Source organism: Exiguobacterium oxidotolerans JCM 12280 (genome assembly GCF_000702625.1).
Classification (GTDB): domain Bacteria; phylum Bacillota; class Bacilli; order Exiguobacteriales; family Exiguobacteriaceae; genus Exiguobacterium_A; species Exiguobacterium_A oxidotolerans.
In genome coordinates this window covers 1,269,401-1,282,720 of record NZ_JNIS01000001.1, presented here as the reverse complement: position 1 = coordinate 1,282,720, position 13,320 = coordinate 1,269,401, and the positions used below count along the sequence as shown (strand labels likewise).

Here is a 13,320-nt window from a genome sequence, read left to right as displayed (position 1 = left end):
TATTCTACTTTTGATTTTTGGGAAGACCCTTTGTAAGTTCACTGAACTTATAGAGGGTCTCTTTTTTGTTTCGTTAATATAGAATTTTATTGAGAACTGCTTTAAATATCAGGGTTTCAATTGAATTGTATGCGTCTACTTCTGATGGTTTTGGGGATTAGATTAAAATTTTTTTGTTAAAATATAATCTGGGAACAGGAAAATTATATAATTAGAAACCGGATAAACAAAGAATCTATAAAGGAGAAGAAAAATGAAAAATAAAATTCATATCATGGGAGCTTCGGGATCTGGAACGTCAACACTGGGTAAAGCTTTAGCAGAAGTTCTTCCCCACAAAATTTTTGATACAGATGATTACTTTTGGATATCTAAATTTACCGAACAACGACCTATACCTGACAGAATAGAAATGCTGAAGAATGATTTATCACAATCCGAACAGTGGATTTTATCGGGAGCCACGGTAAACTGGGGAGATTATTTCAAGTCTTATTTCGATCTCGTTATTTTCTTGTGGGTTCCATCGGAAATTAGACTCGAAAGATTGCAGAAGCGAGAAATCGAAAGATATGGGAAAGAAGTATTACCGGATGGGGATAAGCATGAACAATCGCAAATTTTTTTGGAGTGGGCTTCACTATATGATCATGCTGGTCCAGAAGTTAGAAGCAAAGTTCTACATGAGCAGTGGATGAATGAATTATCTTGCCCGATATTAAGAATTGAAGGTGATTACTCGGTTGAAGAATGTGTGGCGATGGTTAAGGGGTACTTGAGTAAGTCATATTAAAATTAACTCTAAATTGAGAAGAAACTTTCGATATTTAACTGAAGAATTAACTTGGAAAATACATAGTGAAGGGTGAAATTAATGAATCAATCTAAAAAAATCGTGATTCGGCCTTTAAAAGATCAATTTATAACAATCATCAACGACACAAATGAATCGTTCCCTATCATTGGTAAAGTCCTTCCTCGTTTTTGTGACGGCATTTGGTCTTACGAAGAACAGTTATACGATACTCCATCAGAAATCCGTTTCCCGGATGACAAACTGGATTGGTCTACTTATATCGATAGCAGTGAAAAAATTGTTTTGTTAGCTTTTCATGAGAACGAATGCATTGGACAGATTCGTCTCTTCAAAGACTGGAATCGTTTTGCCTACATTGAAAATATCGCTGTCCGAAGCAGTTTTCGGAAAAGTGGCGTCGGTCATTTGTTGCTCGAAGCAGCTGAAACCTGGGCGAAGGAACAATCGTTGATCGGCTTATCGCTTGAAGCACAAAATGATAATCTGATTGCCTGTCGTTTTTACGTAAAAGAAGGATTTGTTCTTGGTGGGGTGGATACGCTGAAACAGTCGGCTAATCCGGAAATTGATATCACGTTGTACTGGTATAAACTTTTTTAAACGGTAATGACATACACACTCATATGAACAGAACAGAGGGAGCCGGAATTAACATCCGGCTCCCTCTGTTCGTTTGATAGAAATCATTTGATTCACGCGACTCCTACAGGAAAAAGCGCAAGGTGACTTGCGCTGTCAGAGACAAATAAGACCCGCTTTCCTGTCCAGAGAGGACAGGAAAACTGGCTTGTGTCTCGCCTGAGGAAAGCGCGTGGAAAAAAATGATTTTTTGATTCGCCTATTGTTCCAAACCGTTCTTCTCGATGATGGCATCCGACAAGCGTAAATCCTTCCGGACGTCCGCTTGTTTTTTACATAAATCAAGGTCGACTTCTTTAGTAGTCGAGACGTCATAACACGTGCCGTTACCGGCTTTTTTCGTCAAATCCGCTTCATAATAATAATCCTTGTAGCGGAACGAACCATCACGGAACGCCGTCACGTTCGGTTCGTCATCTAAAAGTGAGTTCCCCATCATGTACGGTGATTCGAGGTTGAGCAAGTCGACGATCGTCGGAGCGATATCGATTTGTCCGCCATTTTCTTTGATGATCTTTCCGTCCTGTTGCTTCGGTTTTTTGATGAACAGCGGAACTTGGCGGTCGAGTTCGAACAGATCGACCGGGTTGTCGATTCCGGCTTTTTCCCTGAGCTCGCTGCCTTCGTTCGTCAAGCCACTGTCGTGGTCGCCGTAAAAGATTACGAGCGCGTCATCCCACATATTTTTTGCTTTTAATTCGTCAATCATCAGTCCGACACCTTGATCGACATAATGGACGGTCTGGTAATACCGTTTCAGCATCGGATCGTCGTATCCCGTTAAGTCGAGTTCACGTTCGTCTTTTGGAATCTCATACGGCGTATGACTCGTCAAGGCGACGAGGAACGAGAAGAACGGCTCTTGTAGCGTCTCCATATGTTCAATCGATTTCGTCAAAAACTGTTGATCATTTAATGCCATTCCGATTTCTTTGTTGTCCGGATAATCTTTATTGCTGAAAAAGTGTTTGAACCCGAGGTTGTCATAAACTTTGTCCCGATTCCAAAACCCTTTGTCGTAGGCATGCATCGCCGCTGTGTCATAGCCGTTGTCTTTTAACAGTTGCGGTAAGGCGCCGAACTCATTGTCCGGAAAACGGGTGTAGACGGAGCCCGACTTCAATGGGTACAGCGACGTATTCGTAATGAATTCCGCATCCGACGTCCGTCCCTCATGCGTTTGGTGATAAAACGACTCGAAGTAGAGCGACTCCTGTTTGAGTTCATTCAGGTGTGGTGTCAGTTCTTGCCCATTTACCGTCTGTCCGATGACGGACCCTTGGAATGATTCCAACTGGACCATGATGATGTTCGGTGTGCTGACAGCACCAGCCGTTTCATCCGGTGCGGATTGCTTGAGCCGTTGCCGCTCCGCTTCCGTTAACGATTCGTCTGAGCTGATTGCTCGCGTGATTCCCCGAGCGAGATCGACGCCGTGATATCCCCAAAACCCGAGCTGGTAATAGTCACGCATGTCGGAGATCGACTGGTCAAGCCGCTGGTCTTGTTTGACGACGGCATAGGTGAGTGGTGCTGCGAAAAGCACGATGCCGGCAAGAAAAGCAGCAACCGCCGAACGACGTTGTTGTCGCTTCGCAACAGTAAACGGTTTCTTCCGTAAGAAGATTAAAACGAGTCCGAAGATGATGCTATCCGCGAACAGGAAAAAGTCGGTCGGAACAATCAATGCCATAAAACCACTGCCGACATCACTCATCTGCAACATTTGCGACATCAAGGAAACGGACAGTAAATCGTCAAAGTAGCGGTAATACCAAAGGTCCGAGACTAACAGAAAACTATGTAGCACTAACAGACCAAGCCAAATCCACCGCCGTTTCTTCCACTGGATGAGCAGCGTCCAGCTCGATAACAGCAACATCCCGGCCAGGTTCAACAGGATGAGCTTAAATGAAACTTCTGTGTTCGTATAAAAGCTGAAGAGCAAGAACTTGAGCATGCCTAGTAGTAAATAAAATGCATAACCGAATCCGATCATCAAAGCCAACCTCCTTGTCTGTATCATCGTTGTCTAATGGTATGTACCCTAAAGTCGAGGCTGGGGAACGTCAGGATGTGCTAAGCCTAGAGAAGATGTAAAAGAAACTAAGTGTCATTTGTTTTTCTTTAATTTGGAAAACATTTGCACAAACGTGCATTGTGATGTACATTTGTGCAAAAGGGGGTGCGTAATGAGCGATCTACAAGAAATAAACGTGTTGTACCGAGTAGCACGTATGTATTACGAACAGGATATGACGCAAAGCGAAATCGCAAAAGAGTTAAGTGTTAACCGAACGAGCATCAGTCGGATGTTGAAAAAAATTCGTGAACAGGGAATCGTTCAGATTCGAATCAACTATGATGCCTTTCGTGATGTCGCAGTCGCAGAAAAACTAAAAGCACGCTATAACTTGAAGGAAGTCATTCTCGTACCGACGAAACGAGCGGAGTCAAAGCCGCATAGATTGATGGCGATGGGACAGGCCTGTGCGAGTTATTTGAACGAAATCATCAATGAACAGGATGTCGTTGGCTTTTCTTGGGGCAGCTCGTTGGCCGCCGTCGCGGAAGCATGGCATCCGACAAAAGGACTCGACATTACATGTGTACCGTTAATTGGGGGACCGGACGGAAAACTAGCCAGTCGCTATTATGCAAATACGATTGTCTATGAAGTGGCACGAAAAACAAACGGTCAGTCCAAGCTGATCGATTTTCCGGCAATCGTCCAGACATCGGATTTAAAAACAGCGCTGACGGATTCAGGACATTTTCGTGAAGTCGAAGGTTTATGGGGTCGATTACAGGTTGCAGTCGTCGGAATCGGTTCGCCATTGATCAATGACGGTCCGAACTGGCTTGGGTTTTACGGGGAACGGCTCGACCGGTCGATGCAAGACGGACAAGTCGTCGGAGATATTTGCTCGAACTTTTTTGACGCGTCAGGGAAACTCGTCGAAACCGAGCTGACGGGGCGGACGATTTCAATTGATTTGGCACAATTGAAGCAAGCAAACTATGCGATTGGAGTCGCTGAATCGACAGCGAAAGTGAGTGCAATCCGGGCAGCGTTGACGGCAGGATACCTGAACGTCCTCGTCACGACGGAAGAGACGGCATACGAATTGTTGGCAGAATGAGTACGGATTATAAGGGAGCGATTGAAGATGGAACAAGTGAATTGGGGAATCGTTGGACCAGGCGGCATCGCAGCGGAATTTGCCGCAGCAATCAAAGAAGTGAACGGACGGGTATTCGGCGTGTGGGGAAGAAACACGGACAAAACAAACCGATTTGCTGAACAGTTCGGGATTGAGCAGGTGTATGCCGATACGGAGACGATGTTCCAGGACGGGCGAATTGATGTCGTCTATATCGCGACACCACATAGCGTCCACTATTCGTACATCGTCGATGCCTTAAACGCCGGAAAACATGTGTTATGTGAAAAGGCAATCACGATGAACAGTACGCAACTTCAAGAAGTGATTCAGCTTGCGCAGGCAAAAGATTTAATCCTCGCTGAAGCAATGACGATTTATCATATGCCGCTGTATCGAAAGCTCCATGAAGTGATTGATCAAGGGAAAATCGGCAAAATCAGCATGGTCAATGTCACGTTCGGTAGTAGCAAGGAAGATGATCCGACGAATCGATTCTTCAATCCGGATCTTGCCGGCGGGGCGATGCTCGATATCGGAACGTATGCACTCTCGTTCACCCGCTTGTTCTTATCGAGTCAGCCGACCGAATTGCATACGACACTTAAAAAATACAAGACAGGTGTCGATGAACAGTCGGGCATCGTGATGAAAAACAATCAAGAGGAGCTGGCCGTCGTGTCACTGGCGATGCGGGCGAAGATGCCGAAGCGGGGAATCGTCGCTGGAGAAAAGGGCTTTATCACGGTCGATGATTTTCCACGGGCAGACAAGGCGACCATCACCTATACGGCGGATGGGACCGTCGAGACGATCGAAGCCGGAGATACGGGTAAAGCCCTCGTATATGAAGTCGAAGCGATGAATGAGATGGTGATGAACGGACGAGAAAACTGGACGTTACCACTCTCACGTCAAGTGATGAGCTTGATGGATGAGGCACGCCAACAATGGGACGTATCCTATGCTTTTGAATAATTAAACGGAATCATGCGAAAGGAGCGAGTACGATGATGAGAGGAATCGATCATGTCGGGATGACTGTACCCGATATGGAAGAGGCGACGACATTTTTCAAGCAGGCCTTTGACGCGGAGGTTTGTTATGATGTGCAACGCCCTGAGCAAGAACCGATGCAAGGGGAGGAAGTCGAACAGCAACTCGGATTACCGTCCGGGAAAACAATCATCCACATGCGATTACTGCAAATCGCGAAGGGACCGACGCTCGAACTGTTCCAGCTCGGTACGCCGACGGATCAGGAACCGGCACGGATTTCTGACCTCGGTCTACATCACTTCGCCATTTATGTCGATGACATGCAGGAAGCGACGCAGCGGTTTAAAGACGCGGGGGGAACACTTCTTTCGGCACCGCATCCGTTAGCCGGTGTCGAGGACGGTCCGCGTAACCGTGGCGTCTATGGTGTTACGCCATGGAGCAGCTTGATTGAATTAATCGCATATCCGGACGGTATCGATTATCCCGATGGCAGCGAAGCAAAACGGTGGACACCACTGGCTTAAAATCGTAGAAACGAGTGATGTTATTCTTCTTAAGGAAGCGTGCATCGCTCGTTTTTTTTGCCCTGCTTAAAAAAAGGTTTTTGGAAGGAATTGGTGAATTTCTAATAAAAGAATGAAACAAGGGGGAAGATGGATGAGACATGAAGAATTAGCGGTACGGTTTCAGACGTTCGCGGAACGCGAGTGTAAGGACTCAAGTCCGTTTTACGATTACTTATCGCGTCACGTCGCGCGTGACACAGCGATTTTGACAATATGCCAACAGGCACGGGACGGACAACCGGTACCGAACTTGTTGTTTGGTGCCGTCCATTATCTGTTACTAAAAGGAGTCGAGCATCCGTTAGCCCGGTATTATCCGAGTGTGACGACGGACGCCGCACCGTTCGATGAATCATTCCCAGATTTTCAGGATTTCTGTCAAGTCTACGAACCGGAATTGATTGGGTTGCTGACAACGCGTCTCGTCCAAACGAATGAAGTCCGGCGCTGCACCTATCTCTATCCGGTCTTCGGGATGATTCATCAAGCCGAACAGCGTCCGCTCGCCTTACTTGAGATTGGTACGAGTGCCGGTCTGCAATTGCTGTTCGACCAGTATGCGTATGACTACGGAACGGGTGAGACGTTCGGAAATCCGGCGTCACGTCTTCGCTTGACGTCGACGATTGAGGGCGAGCATGTTCCGCCGCTTGCACGGACAGCACCGCCGATCGCCGAGCGAATCGGACTTGACTTAAACACCGTCGACTTGACGGATGACGACGAACGGTTATGGTTAAAGGCCTTGATTTGGACGGAGCACCATGAGCGGCTCGAACTGTTTGAACAGGCGGCCCGTTACGTCGCCGAGCATCCGCTCGAGCTGATTGAAGGGGACGGGATTCAACTCCTTAAACCATGTGCCGAAAGGATTCCGACAGCGCATATTCTGTGTATTTTCCACACCCATGTCGCGAATCAGTTACCGCTTGCGTTGAAAAAAGAACTGCTCCATGTCGTCGAGCAAATCGGACAGACGCGTGACGTCTATCACCTGTATAATAACGTCCAGGACCGTTATTTACACCTCGACCTGTACCGGGACGGTGCACTTCATGAACAGATGATTGCTGAAACGGACGGACACGGGCGTTGGTTCAAATGGTTATTACCGAATGCTTCCGTTCTGTCGAATTAAGGAACACCCGGGAGTAGTTGGTTGAAGTTGAATAAGACACGAGAAAGAAGGGACGGCCTATCGCTGATAGATGACCGTCCCTTTTTCTCGTTTTCTTTACACCGCCAATTGTGCGCTACAGCATGTTGTGTGATGGAATTAGATCAAACCGCCGGCCCGAAGTGGTCCCTGCGTCGTGATTGTGAAAATGATTTTTGCGATTTCTTCCGGGGATTCATCGCGGTCTTGGATGAGCCATTCCTGCATGACACCGATGTGGGCGGAAGCGATATAAGAAATGAGATAGTCGCTTGGAACAAGTGCTTTTTGTTTCAGAAACAACGAACTGGATGCCCGCTTAAAGAGTGCGTCATGCATGAACTGCTTCAGGCGGGATTGAAAGTGCAAGTCCCCCGTCGGACCTAACAGTGACTTCATGATGACACGGTTGCGTTGAAGAAACTCGGAAAAGGGAACCAGCACCCGGTAAGCGTCCGGTGGAAAGCCGGTTGGATTTTCCTGATGGAACAGACGTTGCAGGTTCTTGATCAGCTTCTCTTCCACTTCTTGAAAGATCTCGTCGATGTACGTATTCATCAAATCATACTTATCTTCGTAATGACTATAGAACGTCCCCCGGTTGATTTCCGCCTGTTTCGCGATATCTTTGACAGTGATGCTGTCAAAGCCCTGCTTTTCAATCAAGGTCAACATGGCCTCTCTAATCAATTTTTTAGTGCGGATCACCCGTAAATCTTGTTGTTCCTTACTCATGTCCTCACTCCTTTTCAACACATTCAACGGATGTGTCGTCAAAGCAACACAATCCGATTAATTGCTTATTGTCGCCTTCCGGACGGAGTCGTTATACTTTGATTATAAACAACACGGTGTCTAATATCTCTATTTTTTTGTTCGACTGGTAGATACGGAAAAGGAGCGATTTTTATGAACATTCAAGTAAAGGAAACGAGTAAATCGTTTGATCAGCTAGAGGTGATTCGCCACGTCGACTTGACAATTATGTCCGGTGAAATTTGTTGTCTGTTAGGACCGTCGGGTTCAGGGAAAACGACCTTAATTCGCTTGATGATCGGCGCGATTGCCCCAAGCAAAGGAACGGTTCATATCGGAGAGACGTTGATGCCGAACATGAAACTGCTGAATGATATCGGATTTATGCCGCAAAACAATGCCTTGTACGAAGACTTGACAGCAGAAGACAACTTAAAGTTTTTTGGTTCACTGTATAAGTTGGAACGGCAGGTTCTTAAACAACGGATTGAGGAGGTGTTGAAGATTGTCGAGTTGACGGCACATCGGAACAAACGGGTCCACGCCTTTTCAGGTGGGATGAAAAAACGGTTATCGTTAGCGATTTCGATTTTACACAAACCGAAAGTTTTGTTTTTAGACGAGCCGACTGTCGGAATCGACCCCATCTTACGGCGGGAAATTTGGCGGCAGTTCCATCAGATTAAACAGGACGGAACGACAATCGTCGTCTCGACACACGTCATGGATGAAGTCGTCGAATGTGACCGGGCTGCCTTGATTTACAACGGTGCATTGATTGAATACGATACGGTCGATAAGTTACTTGCGAAAACAGAGACGGGTCGTGTCGAAGAACTGTTTATTTTAGCGGCAGACCAGCAAAAAGGAGGCGACCCGCGATGATGCAGTTAGCGAAACGTGTTGTCCGTCAAACGTTAAACGATAAGCGGAGTGTGATGATGATTTTGATTGCGCCGTTACTGATTTTGACACTGATCTATCTGCTGCTCGGTGATACGGATTATGTCCCCGTCGTTGCGGTCGATGGGGTGACACCCCCGCAAGTCACGACAATGTTAGAAAAGCAGGAGCTTGAAGTGATTGCGTTGCCTAAAGACGTAGATTCGGCTAAAACTTATCTCACCAGTCATCCTGACGTCGATGCGGTATTCCGTGCTGACCGGGAAGCGACGAACATCACGCTCCAGGAACCATCAACGAAATCTTCAATCGCTGTCAAAGAAATTCAAGCGGGTCTTACTTCGCTCAATCCAGCGGCAGCAATAGAAACGGGTTACGTCCATGGTTCGACCGACCAGTCGACGTTTGATTCACTCGGGTATGTGTTTTTGTCCTTGTTCTCGTTCTTTATGGTCTTTGTCATTTCTGCGATGGCATTCGTCAAGGAACGGAGTGATGGGACGCTTGAGCGTTTGTTGATGACGCCAATCAAGCGGAGTGAAGTCATCCTGGGGTATACGATGGGGTACAGCGTGTTTGCCGTCATGCAAGCCATCCTGATTGTCCTGTACACGGTCTATGTCTTACAAATGGCGTCTAACGGTAACGTCTTTCTTGTTTTACTTGTCTTATTGTTACTCGCGACGACAGCTGTTTTATTCGGAGCGACGATTTCAGTGTTCGCGAGTTCGGCGCTACAAGTTGTTCAGTTGATTCCGTTTACAATCATCCCACAAGTTTTTTTCTCCGGTTTGATTGCGCTCGACTTGATTCCGTACCACCTCGGTAATTTAAGTTACGTAATGCCAATCTTCTACGGGGCAAGTGCGATTAAGGAAATCATGGTGTATGGAAATGGTTTTGAGGAAATTTGGGGTTATCTGTTAGGCCTTGTCGGATACATCGTTGTGCTTTATCTGATCAATGTTCTTGCGCTTAAGAAATTCAGAAACACTTAAATAAAATCTTGAATTCAAGGGAATCGCGTTTTTATCTGGCGGAAATGGGAAAAGATAACGTGTACATCCATTGTCCGTCACTGTCGTTAAAAAAGGAGCGATTCCATGTCTAACGTGAAATTAGCAGTCATTTACTACAGTTCGACCGGTACGAATCATCAACTCGCAACATGGGCGAAAGAAGCGGGCGAAGCTGCCGGTGCGGAAGTCCGTCTTGCAAAAATCAAAGAGACAGCACCGGCAGAAGCGATTGCGTCGAACCCACTTTGGCAAAAACATACGGATGCGACACGTGACGTCGAAGAGGCAACCGTCGATTTACTCGACTGGGCCGACGCGATCATCTTTAGTGTGCCGACGCGGTACGGACATGTCCCGGGTCAGTTCCAACAATTCCTTGATACGACGGGCGGGCTCTGGGGACAAGGGAAGCTTGTCGATAAAGTTGTCAGTGCGATGTCATCCGCACAAAACCCGCACGGTGGTCAGGAAACGACCGTCCTCGCCGTCTATGCGACGATGTTCCACTGGGGTGCGATTGTCGCAGCACCTGGTTATTCGGATCCTGTGCTGTTCGCAGCAGGCGGAAATCCATATGGAACGACCGTTACCGTCGACCAAGAAGGGAAGATGGTTGAATCAGTTGAACCGGCAGTCCGCCACCAGGCAAAACGGACGGTCGAAGTCGCAAGTCGTCTAAAACAAGGATAATTAAAAAACGCGTCCTCTCCGTTTTGGAAAGGGCGCGTTTTGTTATGCCTGAAATTGTTGAAGTGGCAAGTCGACGGTGAAAGTCGAACCTTCACCTTCGATGGATTCGACGTGAATTTCTCCGTCATGAGCACGGGCGATTTCGCGACAAATCGATAGACCGAGTCCGGTCCCGCCGATTTTGCGTGTATCCGAATTATCGACCCGGTAGAATTTTTGGAACAATTCACCCATCGCAGAAGTTGGGATTCCAATTCCGTGGTCACGAATCGCGACGGAAAACCGCGTATCGCGAACCGCTAAGTCGATCTCGATCGTCCCACCGGTCGGTGAATACTTGATGGCATTGTTGATTAAGTTTCCGAACAGTTGACGAATTTTTTTCGCATCGGCTTCGACTGAGAGATGCGTTACATCATGTGTAACTGTAATCTTGTGTGTTGTCGAGGAAAGGCCATGAAATTGCTTAAGATCTTCGAGTAACGCGACTAAATCGAATGCTTCAAATTCATATTCTTGCCGGTCCGCTTCCATTCGTTGCAAATCCAAGAAGTCGTTAATCAGTAGAGATAAACGTTTTGTCTCCGAATGAACGGCTTCGAGATAAGTCTTTTGCCGCTTCGGTGACAGCTCACGTTCAATCATCAATTCAGTAAATCCGTAAATCGATGACAGGGGTGTCCGCAATTCGTGCGAAATCGTCGAAACGAGTTCATTTTTTAAGCGATCGATTTCAACTTCGTTCGTGACGTCACGCATAACGAGCATGATACCGCGGAACTGACCGCCATAATGGATTTTTTCAGAATAGGTTTTGATAAAACGTTTTTCTTGATCGATCGAAAACAGGATGCCTTCACCGGTTTCATGCTCAATAAAGGTTTGATGCAAATAACGCTCGAACTCAGGCAGTTGGTCCACCCGGTATTTTAAATTGACGATTGATTCGTCAATATCAAGCAACCAGTCGACTTCCGAATCTTGTTCGATTGAATGGTTGAATAGATCAAGCAACGGCCGGTTAATTAATTGATTAGAGCCGTCCAGTTCGATGTAGACGACGGATTCTCGAATCGAGTTGAGGAGACGGGATGTCTTCTCACGTTCACGGTCGATCTCATCAAACGTTCGCATCCGAAGCAGCGAGAGGGCGAGTTGACGTGAAAAGGTCGCATGTTCTTCTTGTTCTTGATTATTAAAGGCGGCACCTAAACGCATTAAGTAGATATAGGCGATGATTTCACCCGTACTCGGATCGAGAACCGGGGTAACAGCTAAGGCGCGTTCATCATGTTGTGACCTATGCGGCAACTTGTCACGACGCGCTTGACGGATTAATGGTTCAATCGTCGCGATTAAAGTGTCCTGTTCTTGATCTGTCATCGCGTGCGAGATGATGTTCGTCACAGTCGTTCCCTCTTTAAAGATGATGGACCCCTGGGTTGAGTCTGTAATTTCAATCATCTTTTCGATGACGGCAGGATAGGCCGTCAAGGAGTCGCGGGAAGCGAGTGTTTCTGTCAATTGATTTCGTGTTTTCAATAGGGCTTCGTTTCGGAGTGTTATTTTGAGTGCTTGTTCCAAGTTGTCGTTCGTCGACATCAGGCGATGCTTGTTATCAATCAAGGCGGATGCCATTTGGTGGAACGACTTACTGAGTTCACCAATCTCATCAGACCGTTCGATCGGAATCAACGGTGTCGTATGTTGTCCTTGCGCGAGCAATTTACTTTCTTTACTGAGCAGTTGAATTTGACGTGTCGTCCGTTCGATGAAAGGACGGACGAGGAGCAACACGACGAGGAACAAGACCGCCAAATTGATTAACCAAATCCATCCAGCATACTTCGTTTGTTGAACGAGTTGATCTTTTGCGGCTGCTTCCTTTTCCTTCAAGCTGTTTCGATAATTCGTAAAGACCGTTTCCATCGTGTTGACACTTTTCCGCATCGTTTCACTATCCGCCGCGTTCATTTTAAATTTTCGGTCAGGATCTGTTGGAATATCGGGCATCATCGCTTTTAAACTCGGCATTTCGAGAAACGTCTCGTCGATTACGCCTGACTGTTTTGCCTGGACGTAACGGATGAGGCTTGGCATGACAAATTTCGTATACGACGTATAGAGCGATCGGATGTCAGTCGCATAAATTTGATCGGCTTCATAAATCCGATTTTGTTCAAACCATGTCGTCTGCCGTTCGAGTGATGCTTGTTTCGAATCGATCACATCCATGATGGCATCATCTCCGAAGACGACATAACCTCTCACCTCATATTGGAGCGATTGCCATGTATCCCACAGTTTTGTTGCCCGTTCTTCCCGGGTGCTAATGTCGTCGATTTTACGTTCGGCATTAGAGACTTGCTGATTTGTATAAAAATAAGCAGCAATTGAAGTAACGGAAAGCACGATTAAAATCAGGTAAAAAGAAAGCATGATTTGCCGGCTTATTTTTTGGTTTAACCATTTTTTCATATAATTTTTAAATACTCCTTTACGTCAGCATGTATGCGTATTAGATGTAACTATCGTACATATTTTCTTATCATAATCGTACATTTTTTAGACTTAAAAATATAGAAGAAAAGTTAAAATATCTTCAATG

12 protein-coding genes are annotated in these 13,320 nt (G+C 46.4%); 9 read left to right on the top strand and 3 right to left on the bottom strand.

Annotated features, from left to right (window positions below):
• Nucleotides 1–253 precede the first annotated feature (253 nt).
• Nucleotides 254–793, top strand: coding sequence for an ATP-binding protein (locus P403_RS0106450; RefSeq protein WP_029331858.1), 540 nt, complete (start codon nucleotides 254–256; stop codon nucleotides 791–793).
• Between the two features lie 81 nt (nucleotides 794–874).
• Nucleotides 875–1,417 carry a GNAT family N-acetyltransferase gene (locus P403_RS0106445; RefSeq protein WP_029331856.1) on the top strand — a complete coding sequence of 181 codons (543 nt, stop codon included), beginning with the start codon at nucleotides 875–877 and terminating at the stop codon, nucleotides 1,415–1,417.
• Nucleotides 1,418–1,655: 238 nt separating this feature from the next.
• Here P403_RS0106445 and P403_RS0106440 read toward each other — a convergent pair whose 3' ends face one another.
• Nucleotides 1,656–3,455 (bottom strand): LTA synthase family protein, encoded by a 1,800-nt coding sequence (locus P403_RS0106440; protein WP_029331855.1) that lies wholly within the window; start codon nucleotides 3,453–3,455, stop codon nucleotides 1,656–1,658.
• A gap of 193 nt (nucleotides 3,456–3,648) precedes the next feature.
• On the opposite strand from P403_RS0106440, the gene P403_RS0106435 reads away from it, so the two are divergent.
• From P403_RS0106435 to P403_RS0106420, 4 genes are all read left to right on the top strand, one after another.
• Nucleotides 3,649–4,599: a sugar-binding transcriptional regulator gene (locus P403_RS0106435; protein ID WP_029331854.1), complete on the top strand. Its 951-nt coding sequence runs from the start codon at nucleotides 3,649–3,651 to the stop codon at nucleotides 4,597–4,599.
• A 27-nt stretch (nucleotides 4,600–4,626) separates the two neighbouring features.
• On the top strand, nucleotides 4,627–5,598 hold the full coding sequence (locus P403_RS0106430) for a Gfo/Idh/MocA family protein (protein WP_029331849.1): 972 nt from the start codon (nucleotides 4,627–4,629) through the stop codon (nucleotides 5,596–5,598).
• Between the two features lie 32 nt (nucleotides 5,599–5,630).
• Nucleotides 5,631–6,146 carry a VOC family protein gene (locus P403_RS0106425; protein WP_029331848.1) on the top strand — a complete coding sequence of 172 codons (516 nt, stop codon included), beginning with the start codon at nucleotides 5,631–5,633 and terminating at the stop codon, nucleotides 6,144–6,146.
• Nucleotides 6,147–6,279: 133 nt separating this feature from the next.
• A complete protein-coding gene (locus tag P403_RS0106420; protein ID WP_029331847.1) occupies nucleotides 6,280–7,326 on the top strand; it encodes a DUF2332 domain-containing protein in 1,047 nt (348 codons plus the stop codon).
• Between the two features lie 138 nt (nucleotides 7,327–7,464).
• Here P403_RS0106420 and P403_RS0106415 read toward each other — a convergent pair whose 3' ends face one another.
• Nucleotides 7,465–8,079: a TetR/AcrR family transcriptional regulator gene (locus P403_RS0106415; RefSeq protein ID WP_029331846.1), complete on the bottom strand. Its 615-nt coding sequence runs from the start codon at nucleotides 8,077–8,079 to the stop codon at nucleotides 7,465–7,467.
• Nucleotides 8,080–8,253: 174 nt separating this feature from the next.
• Here P403_RS0106415 and P403_RS0106410 point away from each other — a divergent pair, with 174 nt between their 5' ends.
• The 3 genes from P403_RS0106410 to wrbA all read left to right on the top strand — a co-directional run bounded on the left by P403_RS0106410 (nucleotide 8,254) and on the right by wrbA (nucleotide 10,712).
• Complete coding sequence (locus P403_RS0106410; RefSeq protein WP_029331845.1) at nucleotides 8,254–8,985, top strand: ABC transporter ATP-binding protein; 732 nt, start codon at nucleotides 8,254–8,256, stop codon at nucleotides 8,983–8,985.
• The gene (locus tag P403_RS0106405; RefSeq protein WP_029331844.1) at nucleotides 8,982–10,001 is read left to right on the top strand and encodes an ABC transporter permease; all 1,020 of its coding nucleotides are present in this window, start codon (nucleotides 8,982–8,984) and stop codon (nucleotides 9,999–10,001) included. Before P403_RS0106410 ends, P403_RS0106405 begins: the two co-directional genes overlap by 4 nt.
• A gap of 105 nt (nucleotides 10,002–10,106) precedes the next feature.
• Entirely contained in the window at nucleotides 10,107–10,712 is a 606-nt protein-coding gene (gene wrbA, locus P403_RS0106400) for an NAD(P)H:quinone oxidoreductase (RefSeq protein ID WP_029331843.1), read from the top strand.
• Between the two features lie 42 nt (nucleotides 10,713–10,754).
• On the opposite strand, the gene P403_RS0106395 is transcribed toward wrbA, so the two are convergent.
• Nucleotides 10,755–13,190, bottom strand: coding sequence for a HAMP domain-containing sensor histidine kinase (locus P403_RS0106395; RefSeq protein ID WP_029331841.1), 2,436 nt, complete (start codon nucleotides 13,188–13,190; stop codon nucleotides 10,755–10,757).
• Between the last annotated feature and the right edge of the window lie 130 nt (nucleotides 13,191–13,320).

Bases quoted from the DNA above. Each gene is read 5' to 3' on its own strand.
- P403_RS0106450 (WP_029331858.1), top strand. From the start codon at position 254: ATGAAAAATAAAATTCATATCATGGGAGCTTCGGGATCTGGAACGTCA.
- P403_RS0106445 (WP_029331856.1), top strand. From the start codon at position 875: ATGAATCAATCTAAAAAAATCGTGATTCGGCCTTTAAAAGATCAATTT.
- P403_RS0106440 (WP_029331855.1), bottom strand. From the start codon at position 3,455: ATGATCGGATTCGGTTATGCATTTTATTTACTACTAGGCATGCTCAAG.
- P403_RS0106435 (WP_029331854.1), top strand. From the start codon at position 3,649: ATGAGCGATCTACAAGAAATAAACGTGTTGTACCGAGTAGCACGTATG.
- P403_RS0106430 (WP_029331849.1), top strand. From the start codon at position 4,627: ATGGAACAAGTGAATTGGGGAATCGTTGGACCAGGCGGCATCGCAGCG.
- P403_RS0106425 (WP_029331848.1), top strand. From the start codon at position 5,631: ATGATGAGAGGAATCGATCATGTCGGGATGACTGTACCCGATATGGAA.
- P403_RS0106420 (WP_029331847.1), top strand. From the start codon at position 6,280: ATGAGACATGAAGAATTAGCGGTACGGTTTCAGACGTTCGCGGAACGC.
- P403_RS0106415 (WP_029331846.1), bottom strand. From the start codon at position 8,079: ATGAGTAAGGAACAACAAGATTTACGGGTGATCCGCACTAAAAAATTG.
- P403_RS0106410 (WP_029331845.1), top strand. From the start codon at position 8,254: ATGAACATTCAAGTAAAGGAAACGAGTAAATCGTTTGATCAGCTAGAG.
- P403_RS0106405 (WP_029331844.1), top strand. From the start codon at position 8,982: ATGATGCAGTTAGCGAAACGTGTTGTCCGTCAAACGTTAAACGATAAG.
- wrbA (WP_029331843.1), top strand. From the start codon at position 10,107: ATGTCTAACGTGAAATTAGCAGTCATTTACTACAGTTCGACCGGTACG.
- P403_RS0106395 (WP_029331841.1), bottom strand. From the start codon at position 13,190: ATGAAAAAATGGTTAAACCAAAAAATAAGCCGGCAAATCATGCTTTCT.